The sequence below is a fragment of the Sulfitobacter sp. 1A10359 genome (assembly GCF_043558145.1).
Taxonomy (GTDB): Bacteria; Pseudomonadota; Alphaproteobacteria; order Rhodobacterales; family Rhodobacteraceae; genus Sulfitobacter; species Sulfitobacter faviae.
Genome location: NZ_JBIFGB010000009.1, coordinates 23997 through 41825, shown reverse-complemented (window position 1 = coordinate 41825; position 17829 = coordinate 23997). Strand labels below are relative to the sequence as shown.

Annotated in this window: 17 protein-coding genes; 7 read left to right on the top strand and 10 right to left on the bottom strand. The window is 62.9% G+C overall.

The features are described 5' to 3' along the window. Window positions 1–5: 5 nt before the first annotated feature. The 4 genes from kdsA to ACGYK2_RS15855 form a co-directional block, all read right to left on the bottom strand. Complete coding sequence (gene kdsA / locus ACGYK2_RS15870) at window positions 6–839, bottom strand: 3-deoxy-8-phosphooctulonate synthase (RefSeq protein WP_271689442.1); 834 nt, start codon at window positions 837–839, stop codon at window positions 6–8. After that, the gene (locus tag ACGYK2_RS15865; RefSeq protein ID WP_271689443.1) at window positions 836–2572 is read right to left on the bottom strand and encodes a capsule biosynthesis protein; all 1737 of its coding nucleotides are present in this window, start codon (window positions 2570–2572) and stop codon (window positions 836–838) included. Before ACGYK2_RS15865 ends, kdsA begins: the two co-directional genes overlap by 4 nt. After that, the gene (locus ACGYK2_RS15860) at window positions 2550–3209 is read right to left on the bottom strand and encodes an ABC transporter ATP-binding protein (RefSeq protein ID WP_067261436.1); all 660 of its coding nucleotides are present in this window, start codon (window positions 3207–3209) and stop codon (window positions 2550–2552) included. The genes ACGYK2_RS15865 and ACGYK2_RS15860 overlap by 23 nt, the downstream gene beginning before the upstream one ends. 234 nt (window positions 3210–3443) lie before the next feature. After that, entirely contained in the window at window positions 3444–4037 is a 594-nt protein-coding gene (locus tag ACGYK2_RS15855; RefSeq protein WP_271693841.1) for an acyl-homoserine-lactone synthase, read from the bottom strand. A 495-nt stretch (window positions 4038–4532) separates the two neighbouring features. On the opposite strand from ACGYK2_RS15855, the gene ACGYK2_RS15850 reads away from it, so the two are divergent. Next, a complete protein-coding gene (locus tag ACGYK2_RS15850) occupies window positions 4533–5936 on the top strand; it encodes a cell wall metabolism sensor histidine kinase WalK (protein ID WP_271689444.1) in 1404 nt (467 codons plus the stop codon). A 128-nt stretch (window positions 5937–6064) separates the two neighbouring features. Here the strand turns inward: ACGYK2_RS15850 and ACGYK2_RS15845 are convergent, their stop codons facing one another. Next, window positions 6065–7096: a permease gene (locus tag ACGYK2_RS15845; protein ID WP_271689445.1), complete on the bottom strand. Its 1032-nt coding sequence runs from the start codon at window positions 7094–7096 to the stop codon at window positions 6065–6067. Next, entirely contained in the window at window positions 7089–7430 is a 342-nt protein-coding gene (locus tag ACGYK2_RS15840; RefSeq protein ID WP_271689446.1) for a helix-turn-helix transcriptional regulator, read from the bottom strand. The genes ACGYK2_RS15845 and ACGYK2_RS15840 overlap by 8 nt, the downstream gene beginning before the upstream one ends. Before the next feature lie 109 nt (window positions 7431–7539). Between ACGYK2_RS15840 and ACGYK2_RS15835 the strand changes: the two genes are divergently transcribed. Next, the gene (locus ACGYK2_RS15835; protein WP_271689447.1) at window positions 7540–8139 is read left to right on the top strand and encodes a uracil-DNA glycosylase family protein; all 600 of its coding nucleotides are present in this window, start codon (window positions 7540–7542) and stop codon (window positions 8137–8139) included. Next, window positions 8120–8926 (top strand): SseB family protein, encoded by an 807-nt coding sequence (locus ACGYK2_RS15830; protein ID WP_271689448.1) that lies wholly within the window; start codon window positions 8120–8122, stop codon window positions 8924–8926. Before ACGYK2_RS15835 ends, ACGYK2_RS15830 begins: the two co-directional genes overlap by 20 nt. Before the next feature lie 75 nt (window positions 8927–9001). Here the strand turns inward: ACGYK2_RS15830 and ACGYK2_RS15825 are convergent, their stop codons facing one another. Then, window positions 9002–9616, bottom strand: a complete 615-nt coding sequence (locus tag ACGYK2_RS15825; RefSeq protein WP_271689449.1) for a GcrA family cell cycle regulator — start codon at window positions 9614–9616, stop codon at window positions 9002–9004. A gap of 365 nt (window positions 9617–9981) precedes the next feature. Here ACGYK2_RS15825 and ACGYK2_RS15820 point away from each other — a divergent pair, with 365 nt between their 5' ends. From ACGYK2_RS15820 to ACGYK2_RS15810, 3 genes are all read left to right on the top strand, one after another. Then, the gene (locus ACGYK2_RS15820) at window positions 9982–11157 is read left to right on the top strand and encodes an aspartate aminotransferase family protein (RefSeq protein ID WP_271689450.1); all 1176 of its coding nucleotides are present in this window, start codon (window positions 9982–9984) and stop codon (window positions 11155–11157) included. A 73-nt stretch (window positions 11158–11230) separates the two neighbouring features. Next, window positions 11231–12136: an ornithine carbamoyltransferase gene (argF, locus tag ACGYK2_RS15815; protein WP_067261450.1), complete on the top strand. Its 906-nt coding sequence runs from the start codon at window positions 11231–11233 to the stop codon at window positions 12134–12136. Then, a complete protein-coding gene (locus ACGYK2_RS15810; RefSeq protein WP_271689451.1) occupies window positions 12133–13167 on the top strand; it encodes a 2-dehydropantoate 2-reductase in 1035 nt (344 codons plus the stop codon). The genes argF and ACGYK2_RS15810 overlap by 4 nt, the downstream gene beginning before the upstream one ends. A gap of 19 nt (window positions 13168–13186) precedes the next feature. Here ACGYK2_RS15810 and ACGYK2_RS15805 read toward each other — a convergent pair whose 3' ends face one another. Next, complete coding sequence (locus ACGYK2_RS15805) at window positions 13187–14668, bottom strand: inorganic phosphate transporter (protein ID WP_067261454.1); 1482 nt, start codon at window positions 14666–14668, stop codon at window positions 13187–13189. A 160-nt stretch (window positions 14669–14828) separates the two neighbouring features. Next, on the bottom strand, window positions 14829–15257 hold the full coding sequence (locus tag ACGYK2_RS15800; protein ID WP_271689452.1) for an NUDIX hydrolase: 429 nt from the start codon (window positions 15255–15257) through the stop codon (window positions 14829–14831). A 169-nt stretch (window positions 15258–15426) separates the two neighbouring features. Between ACGYK2_RS15800 and gndA the strand changes: the two genes are divergently transcribed. Next, window positions 15427–16875 (top strand): NADP-dependent phosphogluconate dehydrogenase, encoded by a 1449-nt coding sequence (gndA, locus tag ACGYK2_RS15795; RefSeq protein ID WP_271689937.1) that lies wholly within the window; start codon window positions 15427–15429, stop codon window positions 16873–16875. Window positions 16876–17051: 176 nt separating this feature from the next. Here the strand turns inward: gndA and truA are convergent, their stop codons facing one another. Then, complete coding sequence (gene truA / locus ACGYK2_RS15790; protein WP_271689453.1) at window positions 17052–17825, bottom strand: tRNA pseudouridine(38-40) synthase TruA; 774 nt, start codon at window positions 17823–17825, stop codon at window positions 17052–17054. Window positions 17826–17829: the final 4 nt, after the last annotated feature.

Below are 17829 nucleotides of genomic sequence, written 5' to 3'. Positions count from 1 at the left end.
TAAATTTAGAAAGTCAGCGGATGGCTTTTGGCCAGCGCGTCGAATTGCATCAGCAGGTTGATCAGCCCCGGCATCTGGTCGAGGTAGATCATATTGGGCCCGTCACTAGGCGCGCGGTCGGGGTCTTCGTGGGTTTCCATGAAGATCGCCGCAACGCCAATCGCCGCAGCACCGCGGGCCATGACGGGGGCAAACTCACGCTGGCCGCCCGAAGAGCCGCCCTTGCCGCCGGGCTGGGCCACGGAATGGGTCGCGTCCATCACCACCGGATATCCGGTTTGGGCCATCTGCGGCAGGCTGCGCATGTCGGCGACCAGCGTGTTGTAGCCAAAGGTCGTGCCGCGTTCGGTCAGCAGGATGTTGCGGTTCCCGGTGCTTTCGATCTTATCGACGATGTTCTGCATCTCCCAAGGGGCGAGGAACTGCCCCTTCTTCACGTTCACCGCCTTTCCGGTCTCCCCGGCGGCGAGCAGCAGGTCGGTTTGGCGGCAGAGGAAGGCGGGGATTTGCAGCACGTCGACCACTTCACCGACCTGTGCGCATTGCGCCTCATTATGCACATCCGTTAGCACCGGCACGTCATTGGCGCGGGCCACAGATCGCAGGACTTGCAGCCCCTTTTCGATGCCCAAACCGCGCTTGCCCGAGAGGGAGGTGCGGTTGGCCTTGTCATAGCTGCCCTTGAAGATGAACTGCGCGCCTGCGGCGTCACAGGCCTCTTTCAGAATGCCCGCCACCATCTGCGCGTGGTCTTCGCTCTCCAACTGGCAGGGGCCAGCGATCACGGTGAGGGGACGATCATTGCCGACGGTCAGATTGCCAATGCGCAGCTGGGTCATGAAGTTACCTGTTCTCTTAGAATGGACGCTGTCAGGGACAACATCAGGTAGATGCCTGCAAAGATAAGGAAAGCCAATATCGTGTTTTCGAACTTGCGGGGGTAGGTCGCCTCGTCCGGGGCCACGGGGTTGACCGCCACGGTGAGGTAGCGGACTTGCCGCCCGGCCTCGGTTCGGGCCTGTTCCATTGCGGTTTGCGCGCTTTGCAGCACCATGTCGGCAGAGGCCAGATCGGCCTGCGCAAGCTGTGCGGCGACCGCCTGTTGCGCCAGCGAGTTTTCGCCTTCGTTGGCGGCGGTCATCCGCTCGCGCAGTTTGGTGAGCTGTTCGCGCAGCCGTCGCACATCCCCGCGCGCGCCATCGACCTTGGCTTGGTTCGGGCGCTGGTTGTCGAGCAGGGCGGCGAGTTCGAGTTCCTTTTCGATCAAAAGGGTCTCGTAATTGGTGATCTGCGTGCGGATCGAGGCGATCATCGCCTCGGGGTCGACGTTGTTGTCGACCTGCAGTTTGATCAGCGCCTCCTGCGCCGCGCGGCGGTTCTCCAGCGCGGTTTCATAACCCTCCAGCGCGTCGCGCATCCCGTCTTCGCGCTTTTGCTTGCTCAGGTCATTCACCCGCTCTTCGGCATAGGTGAGCAGACGTTTCGAGAATTCTTCCGAGACCTCGGGATCGGCGGCAATCACCTCCATCCGGATCACGCCTTCGGTCGGGTCGTAGCCGATTTTGACGTTCTTCTTGTAGGTCTTATAGGCTTCTTCGTTGCTGGGATTTTCCGAAAGCCGTTGGATCGCGTCGATCTCAGGGTCGGCGAAATGGGCGCGAAACCCTGCGTCTGCGTCGAGCCGCAGCATCGCGTCTTTCGATTGCAGATAGGCCTGCGTTGCGATGCTGTCGGCGCTATTGGCGAATTGCGTGGGCAGAAGCCCGCCAAAGGGGCTGGAGCCGCCGCCACCTTCGTTCTGAATGATCAGAAACTGGCTTTCGGTGGCATACATCGGTGTGGCGATTTTGTAGAAATAATAGCCGGCGGCGATGGTCGGCAGCATGACGAAAAAGGCCAGCCGGACCAGCAGCATGGCCGCTTTGCGGCGGCGGCGGCGGGTGATGTCGCGCTGAATGTCCGAGATCTCGCGCTGGCGACGTTCGGCGGGGCTGACATCGGTCGAGGGCAGGCCGCGCGGGCCGCGGGGCGTGGTCTGGGGCAGTTGCACCTTCGGGTCGCCCGGCTGACCGCGGGTGGCGGGCAGGCCGCTGTCCGCCGGATCGCCCGACTGCGGCACCACGAGTTCCAGCATGTTGGACCGCTGAAACGGGTCGATCCCCTTGGCCCGCAAAAGGCGCACCGCGTCAAAATCCGAGGTCGGCGCCAGCCCGTGTTTCTGCGCCACCCGCCGCGCCATGCGCAATTGCCGGCCTGTCAGCCCTTCGCGGCGGATCGCGTCGATGTCCTGCTCGGCTGAGACTTCATTGGCGGAAGACACCTCGCCCGAGCGGGCGCTTTCGGAATGGGGGGCTTTGCCGCTGCGGGCGGCATGCTCCAAGGCTTCCTTGCTGTGCGAGGGTTCCACCTCGGTCGCATCGGCGACGGCGCGCAGTTTGGCCTTGCGCGCGGCCTTTTCGGCGTCGGTCTGGCCCGCCTGCGCCTTCTCGGCGCTGCTCGGCGCGGCGCTGCTGCCCGAGGGGGGCGGCGCCTTGCGGATGCGGAATTTTCTAGCCTTGGGTTTCGTAGTCATAGAGCTGTTTCGCTTCTTCCAAGGTATCGAACATATGTAGTTTGCCGTCCAAAAGGACAGCGGCGGAGCGGGCAAATTTCTCAAGCGTATGGGCCTGATGCGAGACGATGATGATCGTCGTGGTCCGCAGCCGTTCTTTCAGAATATCACCCGCCTTGCGGTTGAATTCCACGTCTGTCGTGCCGGGCATGCCTTCGTCAATCAGATAGATATCAAAATCCAGCGCCAACATCAGCGCGAAAGAGAAACGCGCCCGCATCCCGGCAGAATAGGTGCCGAGCGGCTGGTCAAAATATTCCCCCAAACCGCAGAGCCAGCGGCAAAAGCTTTCCACGTAATCAGGGTCAAGCCCATAGAGCCGCGCGATATAGCGGGCGTTCTCCATGGCTGAGACTTTATTGACCACGCCGCCCATAAAACCCAATGGAAACGAGATGTTGCAGCCCCGCCTAATCTCTCCTTCGTCGGGTTTTTCCAGTCCCGCCATCATGTTGATCAGGGTCGTTTTGCCGGTGCCGTTGGGGGCCAGAATGCCCAAGGAGTTGCCAAGCTCCACGCGAAAAGACACCCGGTCAAGAATGACCTTGTGCTGCGATCCCGTCCAAAAGGACTTGGACACATTTTCAAATTCCAGCATTCGCTGCTCCGGTTGGTGCTAAGCGGGGCGTCGCGGCGCCTCTGGTATCAGAGGTATCTTAACCGTTTATTCACGGAATTTGACCACAATATGTCGAAACGCGGGCGTTCGCTGGGGCAGAGTGCCGCGTGGGGCTGTTTGGTGGCGTTAAAACCTGCTGCCCGCAGGACGGGTATCCTGCGGGGGGGGGGGGAGCAAGACGGCAGGGCATATCAGTCTGCGCCCGTGCGGGGGTCAGTGCAACGTGTGGGTGCTCTCGGTCGGGGCCATCTCGCCGATGTAGCTGACGTTCATCAAGGCCGCCTGCGTGCGGTCACCGTCGATGTTTTGCACCGGACCTACCGGCACGGCGCTCATCAGGCCAAGCCGGGTCATCCAGCGGCTGAAGGTGGCGGGCACGATGCCCAGAACATGGCTGGCGCCCATGGCATAGGCGGCACCGGCCATCTGGTTCATCAGCATACGTTGTACGGCAATGCGGCGTTGGGCAGGAACGGCGCTGGTGAGGAACAAGCGGGTGGCTTCCCAGATGTCGTCGCGCACGGGCGCTTTGAAGAACAGCACGTCCTGCGGAATGTCCGGCAGCATCCCCAGTTGCGCATCGCGCAGCATGTAGCTGTATTGCGCGCAGGTCGAGGTGGTGGGCATCAGGCGGACCCCGCCCATGACCTCCCCATATTCATGCAAAACGATCCAGCGTGCGCGGGGCGTGTCGTATTGGTCAAACTCCATCCCATCAACCTGAGGGAGATCCCATTGCTTGTCGTCGATGAAGATTCGGCGCCGCGCCCGGAGGAAGTTAACGAATAATTCCCCGTGCTGATGCATGTTCAAAAATGACAAAGTTGTGGCACGCATATAGGGGTTGGCCCGCGCAAGGGCTTCGGGGCTATAGGGGTCAGTCTCTGTCGATTTGCTGCCAAGCAGCTTTCGCGGAAAGCAATTGTTCTTTACTTCCAACGCCTTAGCGTCCTGTGGGGTCAGTTCGGGAAGAACATCCTGCCAAGATTTTCCACTGAAGCTCCGTCCTTGCAGACTCATGTTGGACCTCAAAAATTCGCTGTAAAAATACCTCTTATCAAGAGGCTAACCTCTAGTTGCATGAAATGGCCATACTTATGTCCCATTTCCGGGTGTAGAAGGGAAGATGATCGCGTCTAACATGTGCTTCGATGCCGAAATGCAACATGTTAAGAGCGTTTGTCGGCAGAATGCCGACATTCGAGCAGCCGACCGAAGAAAACGAGAGCGATGTCGCAGGAAAAAGTAACATACGGCCCGATTCATACGCCGCATCTGGCAGACGCGACAAAGGTGCAGCAGATGCGGGATTATTCCCAAGTCGGCGTTAACCTGTTCTGGCAGCGGCAGATGATCTTTGCGGCGGCCATTTGCCTATCTGCGTTCTACTATGATCTGTGGCTGTCGATCTCGACCGTGATCCTGATCGCGATTTCCGAGACTTTCGACTATCTGCTTTTCCTGCGCATCACGCGTTGGCGCGGACGCAGCCCCCGTTTGGCGCGGCTGTTCATGAACCGCATCTATATTGGCACGGTGCTGAGCGCCGGGGTGATCAGCTATTTCGCCCTTGGGATCGCGCTTCAGCAGGGGGCGACAACGCATTTCCTGCCGCTGTTCTTCCTTTTCGCGGCCGCGCTTTTCGCCTCGATGAACAACCACCATATCCTGCCGGTGCTGATGCTGCGGCTTGCGATCTATGGCGCGACATTCCTCTTCATCCCGATCTGGGACATCGTGCGCACGGGGGCGAGCATCGAATCCGAGCTTTGGACCCAGTTGTTCACCGTGGTCTTCGTCCTCTATTTTATCGTCGATTGCTCTCGCATCTTCCTCAAGATGTACCGCACAAATCTGCGCCAACTTGAAGAGCTGAAGGTCGAGCATGAGAAAACCAAGATCGCGTTCAAGGTGAAGACCGAATTCGTCTCGACCATCAGCCATGAGCTGCGCACGCCGATGACCTCGATCAAAGGGTCGCTCGATATGGCCTGCGCCGGGGTTTTGGGTGAGATGACCCCGCAGATGGAGAAAGTTCTAAAGATCGCGCAGCGCAATTCGGCGCGGCTGACGTCGATCATTAACGAGATTCTCGACCTGCAAAAGTTCGAGGCGGGCAAGATCAGCTTTGATATCGAACCGCTTGAGGTGCAGACCATCATCGAAGACGCGATCGAGCTAAACCAATCCTTTGCAGGCAACCTTGGCGTGACGCTGCGCTATGCCAAACCGTCGGAGCCTGCGGGGATCGCCACGGATGAAAAGCGCCTGCAACAGGTGATGTCCAACCTTCTGTCGAACGCGGCCAAATTCTCGCCCGCCGGGTCGACGGTCAAGGTCACCTCGGTCAACCTTGGCGACAAGGTGCGGATCAGCGTGATCGACGAGGGGATCGGCCTGGCCGAATCCGAGCGCGAAAAGGTTTTTGACGAATTCTCGCAAATCGATTCCTCGGACCAGCGGGCCGTCGGCGGCACCGGGCTGGGGATGAACATCTCGAAACGGATCATCGAAGCCTTGGGCGGGCAGATCGACTATTTCAAGAACGACGGCCCCGGCACGACCTTCTATATCGATATGCCCTTGGGCAATGGTACGGGGAAGGAATTGCCCCATGGGATGGCCGTCAAAGACATGGTGAATGGCGAGGGGCCGATTGGGGATGAACCCTCCGAAAAGCCAGACGGAGAGCGCGCGGCGGCGTAAGTCGCGAGCGCCTCGCTGCCCGGCCTCTCGGCGCGGGCGACATCTGCCCTCACCCCAAAGACAATCTCAAACGGAAAAGGGGGCGGCATTTCTACCGCCCCCGCATTCGGGTCGCCAGTTTGATGCGGTCACGCGACCAACTGCCAGATCACACCCGCAAAGATCGCTCCGACGAAGGCAAAGCCGATGTAGGCGGCGAAAACACGCGGTTTGACCAGGGCCCAGACCGCGATGGCCGCCGGAATGCAGCTTACCCCGCCCGCCACGACAAAGGACATGGCCGCGCCTTGGGTCATCCCTTGCGCCAGCAGCGCGTCGATCAGGGGCACGGCGGCATAGCCATTCAGGTAGGCCGGTGCGCCCACGAATGCGCCCAGAATGATTGGCATGATCCCGGTGCCCCCCAAGACATTGGCGATCCATTCCGCGGGCACATAGGTCAGCATGAGGGCTTCGACCACATAGGCGAGGGCCAGCCATTTGACGAGGAACAGCGCGTTGGTCAGTGCGGTATCGGCAAAGCTCGCCCGGCGGTCGGCCTCTTGCCAGAACTTCCAAACCGGCGCGCCGGAGAACGGTTTGGCCGAAGAACAGCAGCTGCTTTTCGCGGGCTGGGGGCGCAGGGGGTCGTTGAAAATCGGCGTGCGGGACAGGGCCATGACGGTGAAACCCCCGAACATGCCGACGCCAAGCGCCGCGATGGTTTTCGCCAGGGCAAAGTCGAAGCCGAGCGTGCCTGAGGTGATCGCGAACATCGCCGGGTCCATCAGCGGGGAGGCCAGCCAAAAGGCCATCACCGCGCCGAGCGGGGCGCCGACGGCCAGCAGCGCGGCGATGAAGGGGATCACCTCACAACTGCAAAAGGGGGACAAGCCGCCAAGCGCCGCCGCCATCACCACCATCCGCGCCGGGTTGCCCTCAAACGCGCGGGCAAGCAGGCTCTCCGCCCCGCTGGCTTTGAGATAGGCCACGGCCAGCACCGCGAAGGCGATGAAGGGGGCGGTGTGCAAAAGCGCCTCAGACGCGAAGATGACCGTCGGCATGACCTGTGGCGGATCCAGCAGCGCGATCAGCGCCAAGAGCGCCAGCGTGATGCCCCAAGCGCCTTTCAAAAAGGCCAAGCGGTGCAGCGCGGGGAGGGTTTGTGTGGTATCAGCCATGGTTATGCTCCGTGCAGCCTTCGATTGCGTCTGCGCAGCATTCGGTCAGCAGGAAATTCGCCAACGCCTGCACCTCTTCATAGGCGACGGCGGCGCAGATGGTGCTGCGGCCTTGCTTTTCCTGTTTCACCAGACCGGCAGAGGCCAAGAGTTTTAGATGATGTGTCAGGGTCGAGCCGGTCACGCCGGTGCGTTCGCCCAGCGTGCCGATGTTCAGCCCCTCTGATCCGGCGCGCACCAGCGTGCGCAGCACCAGAAGGCGTTGTTCCGATCCAAGCGCCGCAAAGCTGCTGGCGGCGAGGGTGAGGGCGGGGGTTGCGGATTCTTGTTTCATGATTCTAGAAATATCGAAACGTCAGCGCGATGCAAGGTTTATTTCGATAATTGTCGAAGTGATGGCCCGCCGCCCTTTATCTTTTGGCCCTACCGCTTATCTCCTGCTCATGAAGGATATCCGAGATGATCTGGCGGCCTGCCGCCTTTGTGCCGAGCGTTTCGCCGTGACCGCGACCCAGCATCGCCCGCGGCCCATCGTCTGGTTCAAACCCGGCGCGCGGCTGCTGATCGCCAGCCAAGCGCCCGGTAAACGGGTGCATGAGGCGGGCAAGCCGTTCTGGGATATGTCCGGCACCCGCCTGCGCGACTGGCTGGGGCTGGATGAGGCGACATTCTATGACCGCGATAGGGTCGCCATCGTGCCGATGGGCTTTTGCTTTCCGGGCTATGATGCAAAGGGCAGTGACCTGCCACCGCCGCGTATCTGTGCGCAGACTTGGCGCGAACCGGTGCTGGAAATGCTGCCCGATCTGCGGCTCACGGTGTTGATTGGGGCCTATGCGATGAAATATCACCTCCCCGGATTTCGCAATGTGACCGAGGCCGTGGCGGGCTGGCGGGATCATCCGCCGGGGGTCTTTGCCTTGCCTCATCCGTCGTGGCGCAATACCGGATGGTTGAACAAGAATCCCTGGTTCGCGGAAGAGGTCTTGCCCCGTCTGCGCGCCGCCGTGTCCGAGGTGATGAATGACCGACCGCCAAACTGACCCCAAGACCGAGCCGACCCCGCTCGACCAAGCTCATGCTTCGATGACCTCCGCCCCCGACGACGACGCGGCGCGGCTGCGATTTTACGAACGTATCGCGGATGTCGAGCTTTTCATGCTGCTTGAGGATGAGCCGCAGGGCGATCAGATCAGCCCGGTGCTGCTTGATGATAGCTATGTCATGGTCTTCGACCGCGCGGCGCGGCTCTCGGCTCACGTGGGGGAGGCGTCTCCTTACGTGGCGCTCTCGGGCCGTGCGATTGCCGCGATGTTGGAGGGGCAGCCATTGGGCATGGCGGTGAACATCGGTGTGGCCCCGTCCGAGATCCTGCTGCCTGCCGAGGCGATGGACTGGCTGCGCGACACATTGGCCCATGCGCCGGGCGAGGTGGAGGCGGGCATCGACCGCGTGTTCCCGCCGCAGGGCTTGCCCGAGACGCTGATCGCCGCGATTGATGCGAAATTGGCGACGGCCACCGGCATGGCGGCGGGGGCCTTCCTTGTCGGTGTCGAATACAGCGGCGGCGGGCGCGGGCATCTGCTGGCCTTCGTCGGTGCGATCCCCCGCGCGCAAGACGCGCTGGTGCGCGCGGCGTCTGAGGCGCTGACCTTTTCGGGGATCGAGGCGGGGGCGATGGATGTCGGCTTCTTCGGCCCCAATGACGCGGTGGTCGAGAAGCTGGCCCGCATCGGCCTGCGTTTTGACCTGCCGCAGATGGAGCCTTTGCAGAATACGCCCCGGATGGCCCCGGGCAGCGATCCGGCGAAACCGCCGAAACTGCGCTGATCTAGGCCTCAGGCAAAGAAAGAGGCGGGCAGGGCACTCAAGCCCGCCCGCCTTTTTTTGTTTATCCTGACAGTCTTAGCGGCGGCGGTCGCGCCGGGCGCTCATCGGTTGGAAGGCGACGCCGACATGGGCCTCGCAATAGGGTTTGCCCTGCTGCACGGGCAGGCCGCAGAACCAGAAATCATCGGTCGCCGGGTCGCCCACGGGCCATTTGCAGGTGCGTTCTGTCAGTTCCATCAGGCCGATTTTTTTGGCCTTCTTCTCCACTTCGCTGACCTTGGCGAGCGCCTCTGGGCTGATCTCATTGGCCGAAGGCTGCGGCGGCAGGGGCTGGCCTGCGGGGATGATCTGCTTGCGTGCGGGCAGGTTGGGCTTGGGTGCCGGGGCTGCGGCGGGCTCTTCGGCTTCGGGCGCGGGGGCGGCCTCGGCCTCCGGCGCGGCTTTGGCGGCGGGCTTCGTCTTGGCCTCGGCCTTGGGGGCTGCGGGCTTGGCCTTGGGCTCCGGCTTGGCAGTCGCCGCCGCCGCGGCGGCGGGCGCGCCCGCGGTGCGGTTCGACAGGCCCAGACGGTGCACCTTGCCGATCACGGCGTTGCGCGTCACCCCACCCAGTTCCTTCGCGATCTGGCTGGCGGACTGGCCTTCGCCCCACATCTTTTTCAGTGTCTCTACGCGCTCATCAGTCCAGGACATACGGGGTTCCCCAGTTAAAAAGCGGCCCCCTAGCCCGGACCGCTTTGTCAGTGTATTGGCCCCCATTTTATCTTCTGGGGCCGCAGGTGCAAGCGCCGATGCCCCCCTCGGGGGCGGCGCAAGGCGATTGGGGCTTTACGTGGGGGATGAAGGGCGGCTATGCAAGAGCCATGATCAAATCTGCCGCATATTCCATCCGACGACGCTTCGTCCGATAACATGGTGCCCCCCCTTGGGGCGGCGTGATGGCCTGATCTCTCAGCCTGCGTGCTGCATCCTTTCAAAAACAAGCAAATCCCATTGACCCTGCGCCAGCCCCATGCCCTTTTACCGGCGTGACACGGCCCTCTTTCAAGGACAAACAGATGATCCCTTCCGTTCTGCCAACCTATAATCGCGCTCCTTTGACCTTCGTCAAAGGCGAAGGCACTTGGCTGATCGAGGCGGATGGGCGACGTTTTCTTGATCTGGGCGCGGGGATCGCGGTGAACGCGCTTGGCCATGCGCATCCGGCGCTGGTGAAGGCGCTGACCGATCAGGCGCAGGCGCTATGGCATACGTCGAACCTCTACCACATTCCGCAGCAAGAGGCGTTGGCCGACCGGCTGGTGGCCGAGACCTTTGCCGACACCGCCTTCTTTTGCAATTCGGGGACCGAGGCCTGCGAATTGGCTGTGAAGATGGCGCGCAAGTATTTTTACGAGGCAGGCCAGCCTGAGCGGGTCGAGATCATCGCCTTTAACGGGGCCTTTCACGGCCGCTCTTCTGCCGGGATCGCGGCGGCGGGGTCTGAGAAGATGACCAAAGGCTTCGGCCCGCAACTGCCGGGTTTCGTGCATCTCGACCTTGGCGACAGCGCCGCACTTGAGGCTGCCATCACCGACAAGACCGCCGCCATCATGGTTGAGCCGGTGCAGGGCGAGGGCGGTATTCGCGCCGTGCCGGATGCCGAGTTGCAGCAGATGCGCGCGCTTTGCGACGCCCACGGGCTCTTGCTGATCTGCGATGAGGTGCAATGCGGCGTCGGCCGGACCGGACGGCTTTTTGCCCATGAATGGGCAGGGGTAACTCCCGACATCATGATGGTGGCCAAGGGCATCGGCGGGGGCTTTCCGCTCGGCGCCGTGTTGGCCACGGAGAGGGCCGCATCGGGCATGACCGCAGGCACCCACGGGTCGACCTATGGCGGCAACCCGCTGGGCTGCGCCGTGGGCTGCGCTGTGCTGGATGTGGTCGCCGATGCCGCCTTTCTGGCCGAGGTGAATCGCAAATCGGGGCTGCTGCGTCAGCGTCTCGAAGGGCTGGTGGCTGAGCATCCGGAGGTCTTTGAGGAGGTGCGCGGCGCGGGGCTGATGCTGGGCCTGAAATGCAAGGTGGCGAATGCCGATGTGGTCGCCTCGGGCTATGCCCATGAGCTGATCACCGTGCCCGCCGCCGACAATGTGATCCGCCTGCTGCCGCCGCTGACCATTTCCGACGATGAGATTGCCGAGGCGGTGACCCGGCTCGACGCCATCGCGCGTGACCTGACCCCGGCCTGAGCGCCATTCACCCCAAAACATTCCTCGGGCTTTCAAGGCCGTGGCCTTGGACCCCGCAAGACAGAGACGACAGATGAACCATTTCCTCGATATCCACCAAACCGACCCCGCCGATCTGCGGCAGATCATCGACAATGCCGCCGCCATGAAAGCCGCGCGCAATGGCCGCCCGCGCGGCGCGCCGGATGATGACCAGCCGTTGAAGGATCACATGGTCGCGCTGATCTTTGAGAAACCCTCGACCCGGACGCGTGTCTCTTTCGACGTGGGCGTGCGGCAGATGGGTGGGCAGACCATGGTGCTTTCGGGCGCCGATATGCAGCTCGGCCATGGTGAGACCATCGCCGACACCGCCCGCGTGCTGTCGCGCTATGTCGATATGATCATGATCCGCACTTTCGAAGAGCAGACCCTGCTGGAGATGGCGGAATATGCCTCCGTTCCGGTGATCAACGGGCTGACCAACCGCACGCATCCCTGTCAGATCATGGCCGACATTCAGACCTTTGAGGAACACCGAGGCCCGATCAAAGGGCGCAAGGTGGTCTGGTCGGGCGACGGCAACAACGTCTTTGCCAGTTTCGCCCATGCGGCCAAGCAGTTCGACTTCGACCTTGTCTTCACGGGGCCTGAGCCGCTCGACCCCGAGCGCGCGCTCGACGGGCTTTATACGACCGAGCGCGACCCCCAGAAGGCCGTGGAGGGTGCCGATCTGGTGGTCACCGATACTTGGGTCAGCATGCATGATCCGCAATCGGCGCGCGAGCGGCGGCACAACCAGTTGCGCGGCTATCAGGTCAACGATGCGCTGATGGCGCTGGCCAAGCCCGACGCGCTCTTCATGCATTGCCTGCCTGCGCACCGCGATGACGAGGCGACAAGCTCGGTCATGGATGGGCCGCATTCGGTGATCTTTGACGAGGCCGAGAACCGTCTGCACGCGCAGAAAGCTGTCATGCGCTGGTGTCTGGGCGCATGAGCGACGACCCCCGCATCGTTGTTGCGGGCGCGGGGGCGGTGGGCTGCTTTGTCGGCGGGCTGCTGGCCGGGGCGGGCCATGCCGTGACCCTGCTGGCGCGGCCCCGCATTCAGGCTGAAATCCGCACCCATGGGCTGACCCTGACGGATTTCGGCGGCATGGCGCGCTACCTCTCGCCGGATGATCTGAACCTTGCCGGGGGTGAGACCTGCCTGCGCGATGCCGATATCGTGCTGGTCACGGTCAAATCGCGCGACACCGAAGACATGGCCCGGCTGATCGCCCGCCACAGCGCGCCCGGCGTGCAGGTCATCAGCCTGCAAAACGGCATGGGCAACCGCGCGGCCTTGGCCGAGCAACTGCCGCAGCATGATCTGCGCGCGGGGCTGGTGCCGTTCAACGTCGTGGCCATGGGGCAGGGCTGCTACCACCGGGCAAGCTCGGGCGATCTGGTGATCGAGGCGGGCCCGGCTGATCTGGCCGCGCGCCTGTCGCTGCCGGACCTAAAGGTAGAGGAACGCGCCGATATCACCGCCCTGCAATGGGGCAAGTTCCTGATGAACCTCAACAATGCCCTGAACGCTTTAAGCGGTCTGCCGTTGCAAGCGCAGTTGCAGGATCGGGCGTGGCGGCGTCTGATGGCCGATCAATGGGCCGAGGCGCTGGCGGTTCTGCGCGCCGACAAGATCCGGCCCGCCATGACCACGCCGATCCCGGCGCGGCTGGTCCCGACGTTCTTGCGCCTGCCGACGCCGATTTTTACCCGCGTCGCCGCCACCATGTTGCAGATCGACCCGCAGGCGCGGACCTCGATGGCGCAAGACCTCGCCGCGCGCCGCCCGACCGAGATCGACGCGCTCCAAGGCGAGGTGCAGCGCCGCGCAAGGGTGCTTGGCCGCGCGACGCCGGTGACGGATATGGTGCTGCGGGTGATGGGCTGGGCAGAGCTTGCGGATGAAGGGCTGCCGCATCTGCCGGTCACCGCCCTTCGGGCCGAAATGGCGGCAGGGCAGGACCGGCAAGAGGGGTGAGGCGCCCCCGCGCCTGACCTTAGTTCACAAAGGCGTTCAGCACCCAAAAGACGATGCCAGAGAGCAGCGCCGCTGCGGGCACGGTGATCACCCAAGCCGCGACGATCGTCATGAAATGCGAGCGGCGCACCAGCTTGCGGCGGCGGCGCTCTTCCTTGGCGATGCGCTTGACCTCACCGGTCTTGGCCCCGATCCGGCGCAGGCGCCGTTCCATATGCCATTCACGGTAAAAGCCCACGCCAAAGACCCCGCCCACGGCGATATGGGTCGAAGACACGGGCAGGCCGAGCCAGCTTGCCACGATCACCGTGATCGCCGCCGAAAGCGCCACGCAATAGGCGCGCATCGGGTTCAGCTTGGTGATCTGGCTGCCGACCATGCGGATCAGTTTCGGCCCGAACAGGAACAGACCGAAGGAGATGCCGAAGGCCCCGATGATCATCACCCATGTGGGGATGCTCACCTTATCCTCGAAACCGCCGAACTCGGTCGCATGGACGATCGCCGCCAGCGGGCCGACCGCATTGGCCACGTCATTGGCCCCATGGGCAAAGCTGAGAAGCGCGGCGGAGAGGACCAGCGGCAGGCCAAAGAGCGTTTTGACCGAACGGTTGCGGTTCTCCATCCCTTCCGAGGCGCGGCGGATCAGCGGGGCGGAAATGGCATAGACCACAAGCCCCGTCACAAGCCCGATGATCAGGGCGACCGGCATATCGATGCTGATGATCTTTTTCAGCCCCTTGAGCGCCAGATAGGCGGCAAAGACACCGGCCATCAGCCCCACCAGCACCGGCACCCAAGTGCGCGAGGCGGCGATTTTGTCGTCTTGGTAGAGGATGCGCGCCTTGATGAAGGCCAAGAACATCGCCGCCACCGCACCGCCCAGCACGGGCGAGATCACCCAGCTTGCGGCGATCATGCTCATCGAGCTCCAGTTCACCGCGCCAAGGCCCGCTGCTGCGATGCCCGCGCCCATGACGCCGCCGACGACCGAATGGGTGGTCGAGACCGGCGCGCCGACCCATGTGGCAAGGTTGACCCAGAGCGCGGAAGAGACCAGCGCGGCCATCATCGCCCAGATGAAGATGCGCGTGTCCGCGACACTCGCCGGGTCGATGATGCCCTTGGAAATGGTCGAGACGACATCGCCCCCCGCCAGCAAGGCCCCGGCGGATTCGCACAAGGCCGCGATGACGATGGCGCCGCCCATGGTCAGCGCATTGGCGCCGACGGCGGGGCCCATGTTGTTGGCCACGTCATTCGCGCCGATGTTCACCGCCATATAGGCGCCAAAGACCGCCGCGGCGATCACGACAAAGCTGGAGGGCTGTTGCCCGAAGATTACCGCCGCAACGGCACCTGCCACCACGATAAAGGCCAGCGCGATGCCCGGCGCCACGAGGGGGCGGGCGACATAGGTCGCGGCCAGTTCGACTTGCGAAATACGGTTGAGGTCCTTGTCCAGTGTCTTCCACTGGCTGCCCTGCGGTTCCGTTGCCATTCCTGTATGATCTCCGATCCTAACGTTCAGCGGGGGGTGACATAAGGCTACCGAGGGCGCAAGTCACCCTGTCACAAAATTGTAACATCCCGAAACGGGCAGGGGCGGCAATGGGGCAGGGGGGAAATGGCACCGGACAGCGGCCCGGCGCCGAAGGGGCTTAATGGAAGGCAGATAAGATTGCTTTAAGATCAGGCTCATCCACGAGTTCCGATGCCTCTTGCGGGGTGAACCACGCGCGTTTGCGCATGCCCGCTTCGGGGTATTCCTCGCTCAGATCGCGGACGCGGGTGAGGTAGACCTGTGTGGTCACGGGCACGGTCAAACCTTCGCCGAGACCCTTGTCATAGTCGAAAATGCCCATCGGATCGGATTCGATATCCGCATTGGTCACCCCGGCCTCTTCCCATGCTTCCTGCAAGGCGGCCCCGGCACCGTCCAACCCGTCGATCGGCCAGCCCTTGGGCAAAATCCAGCGGCCCGTATCGCGGCTGGTGATCAGCAGGACCTTTTTGCCCGCCTCGGTGTCGCGGTAGCACAGGGCGGCAACCTGCACACGGCGGGGACGTTTGAAAATAGGAAGGACCATATCCTCCCATGCGCGTCTAAATACTTGTGTCATTACAGAACTATGCCTCGGTCGGGTGTTTTTCTTGTTATCCGCACATTATATAGTCTTCCCGAACGCAAATCAAACTGCGGCCCGCCGGATAGGTGGGCTTGGCAGTATGACAGGCTAGAAATGAGGCATGATCGTTATGGCAACTGGCACGCAGGCGGACGGGGGCGCGGCACAGGGCGCAGGCGCCGATATCGGGGTATACGGTCTGGGGACCATGGGCTCGGCACTGGCGCTGAACTTGGCCGACAATGGATTTACCGTGGCGGTCAGTAACCGAGAGGCCGATTGGATCGCGCCGTTCCTTGACGAGGCCGGACCGCTGGCCGAGCGCCTGATCGGGACGGAGCGGCTTGAGGATTTCGTTGCCGCCATCGCCCGCCCGCGCAGCATTCTTTTCATGATCCCCTCCGGCGCGCCGGTCGATGCGATGATCGAGGCGATCAAACCGCTGCTGGATGAGGGCGACACTTTGATCGACGGCGGCAACGCCGATTTCCACGACACCCGCCGCCGCAGTGCCGAACTCGAAGGCACGGGGCTGCATTTCGTCGGCATGGGCGTGTCGGGTGGCGAGGCCGGGGCGCGCAATGGCCCGTCGATGATGGTCGGCGGCAGCGCGCATTCTTGGACCCAGTTCAAACCGATGGCCGAGAAGATTGCCGCGCAATTCGAGGGCACGCCTTGCGTGGCGCATCTCGGCCCCGACGGAGCGGGGCATTTTGTCAAAACGGTGCATAACGGCATCGAATATGCCGACATGCAGATGATCGCCGAAGTCTACGGCCTGCTGCGCGATGCGGGCGGGCAGGGCGCGGTGGAAATTGGCAATCTCTTTGCCGACTGGCGCAAGGGGCCGCTGAACTCCTATCTGATCGAAGTCTCGGCCGCGGCGCTTTTGTCGGTCGATACCCAGACCGGCACGCCGATGGTCGATGTGATCCGCGATCAGGCCGGGCAAAAGGGCACCGGGCGCTGGACCTTGATCGAAGCGCTCAAGATGGGGCAATCGGCCAATACCATCGAAGCCGCCGTCGGCGCGCGCGGTTGGTCGAGCGAGAAGTCTGTGCGCGAAATGGCCGAGCCGCTGTTGCCCGAAGGCGTGCAGGACGCGCCGCTGCCCGAAGAGGCGGATCTGGAAATGGCGCTTTTGGCGGGGCGGATCATCGGCCACGCGCAGGGCTTTCGCATCCTGTCGGCGGCGTCGGAGGAGTTTGACTGGTCGCTCGACATGGCGCGGATCTCCGAGATTTGGCGCGCGGGTTGCATCATCCGTTCGGCGTTGTTGGACGAGTTTGCCGATGCCTTCCGGGGCGAATTGCCCGGTGGACATCTGATCCTCGCCCCCGCCATGCGCAAACGCTTGGAAGAGAGCATTCCGGCGCTGCGCCGGGTGGTGGCGGCGGGCGCATTGCTCGGTGTTGCGTTGCCCGCGCTGTCGGCGGCGCTGGCGTGGTATGACAGCATGCGCCGGGCGCGCGGCACGGCGAATATGATCCAAGCGCAGCGGGATTTCTTCGGTGCGCATGGGTTTGAGCGGATCAGCGAAGAGGGAAAATTCCACGGGACGTGGACGCCTCTGCCGTAAGAGGGCTTATAGGTCCGGAAACAAGCCAAAGGCGCCGGACCATCGCCTGCCCGCCCGGTCGGGGAGGCGATTTCGCCAGGGGCGGTGTCCTCTAGGTAACGCGCTCCTGGGCTGCACGATAAAGTGGCACGAACCGACTGAAGCATCGCCACCCCCCGGGCAGCTGATGTTCCTCGTCACGCCTTAGCGAACGGGTCCACCGGATAGCTCACATGCGCCAAATATAACCCCTGCGGCGGGCAGACCGGCCCGCAGGCGGCACGGTCCTTTGCCGCGAGTGCTGCACCCATATCCGCCACGCTCCAAGACCCCGCGCCGACACGCTCGAGCGAACCGACGAAACTGCGCACCTGATTGTGCAGGAAGGACCGCGCGCGCACGTCGAAATGATACTCCGTCCCGGCCATGGTCTCGACCTGCGAAACCTGTAACCGGTCGAGTGTTTTCACCGGGCTTTCCGCCTGACAAACGGTCGAGCGGAAGGTGGTGAAATCATGTTTGCCCACCAAAAGATCCGCCGCCGCCTGCATGGCTGCGACATCTAGGCGGTGTTTGATCTGCCAGACCAGCCCCGCTTGATGCACCGCCGGGGCACGGCGGCTGAGAATGCGGAAGTGATAGCGCCGCTCAAGCGCCGAAAAGCGGGCGTGAAAATCCTCGGGCGCCAGCACGCAATCGGTGATCGCGATGGGCTGCGGCTTGAGGTGATAGTTCAGCGCCTCGCCGAGCCGGAAGGGCGACCAATCGCGGGACATGTCGCAATGCGCAACCTGCGCCAGCCCATGCACCCCGGTATCGGTGCGCCCGGCGGCGGCGATGGTGTGGTCACCGGGTTCCAGCTTGGCCAAAGCGGCCTCGATCGCGCCTTGCACTGTGGACTGGTCAACCTGACGCTGCCACCCGTTGAAGGGCGCGCCGTGGTATTCGATTTTCAGGGCATATCTGGGCATGACC

Bases quoted from the DNA above. Each gene is read 5' to 3' on its own strand.
- ACGYK2_RS15855 (WP_271693841.1), bottom strand. From the start codon at position 4,037: ATGCATCAGCACGGGGAATTATTCGTTAACTTCCTCCGGGCGCGGCGC.
- gndA (WP_271689937.1), top strand. From the start codon at position 15,427: ATGGCAACTGGCACGCAGGCGGACGGGGGCGCGGCACAGGGCGCAGGC.
- ACGYK2_RS15805 (WP_067261454.1), bottom strand. From the start codon at position 14,668: ATGGCAACGGAACCGCAGGGCAGCCAGTGGAAGACACTGGACAAGGAC.
- ACGYK2_RS15840 (WP_271689446.1), bottom strand. From the start codon at position 7,430: ATGAAACAAGAATCCGCAACCCCCGCCCTCACCCTCGCCGCCAGCAGC.
- ACGYK2_RS15800 (WP_271689452.1), bottom strand. From the start codon at position 15,257: ATGGTCCTTCCTATTTTCAAACGTCCCCGCCGTGTGCAGGTTGCCGCC.
- ACGYK2_RS15830 (WP_271689448.1), top strand. From the start codon at position 8,120: ATGACCGACCGCCAAACTGACCCCAAGACCGAGCCGACCCCGCTCGAC.
- ACGYK2_RS15865 (WP_271689443.1), bottom strand. From the start codon at position 2,572: ATGACTACGAAACCCAAGGCTAGAAAATTCCGCATCCGCAAGGCGCCG.
- ACGYK2_RS15860 (WP_067261436.1), bottom strand. From the start codon at position 3,209: ATGCTGGAATTTGAAAATGTGTCCAAGTCCTTTTGGACGGGATCGCAG.
- kdsA (WP_271689442.1), bottom strand. From the start codon at position 839: ATGACCCAGCTGCGCATTGGCAATCTGACCGTCGGCAATGATCGTCCC.
- ACGYK2_RS15850 (WP_271689444.1), top strand. From the start codon at position 4,533: ATGCGGGATTATTCCCAAGTCGGCGTTAACCTGTTCTGGCAGCGGCAG.
- argF (WP_067261450.1), top strand. From the start codon at position 11,231: ATGAACCATTTCCTCGATATCCACCAAACCGACCCCGCCGATCTGCGG.
- ACGYK2_RS15810 (WP_271689451.1), top strand. From the start codon at position 12,133: ATGAGCGACGACCCCCGCATCGTTGTTGCGGGCGCGGGGGCGGTGGGC.
- ACGYK2_RS15825 (WP_271689449.1), bottom strand. From the start codon at position 9,616: ATGTCCTGGACTGATGAGCGCGTAGAGACACTGAAAAAGATGTGGGGC.
- ACGYK2_RS15835 (WP_271689447.1), top strand. From the start codon at position 7,540: ATGAAGGATATCCGAGATGATCTGGCGGCCTGCCGCCTTTGTGCCGAG.
- truA (WP_271689453.1), bottom strand. From the start codon at position 17,825: ATGCCCAGATATGCCCTGAAAATCGAATACCACGGCGCGCCCTTCAAC.
- ACGYK2_RS15845 (WP_271689445.1), bottom strand. From the start codon at position 7,096: ATGGCTGATACCACACAAACCCTCCCCGCGCTGCACCGCTTGGCCTTT.
- ACGYK2_RS15820 (WP_271689450.1), top strand. From the start codon at position 9,982: ATGATCCCTTCCGTTCTGCCAACCTATAATCGCGCTCCTTTGACCTTC.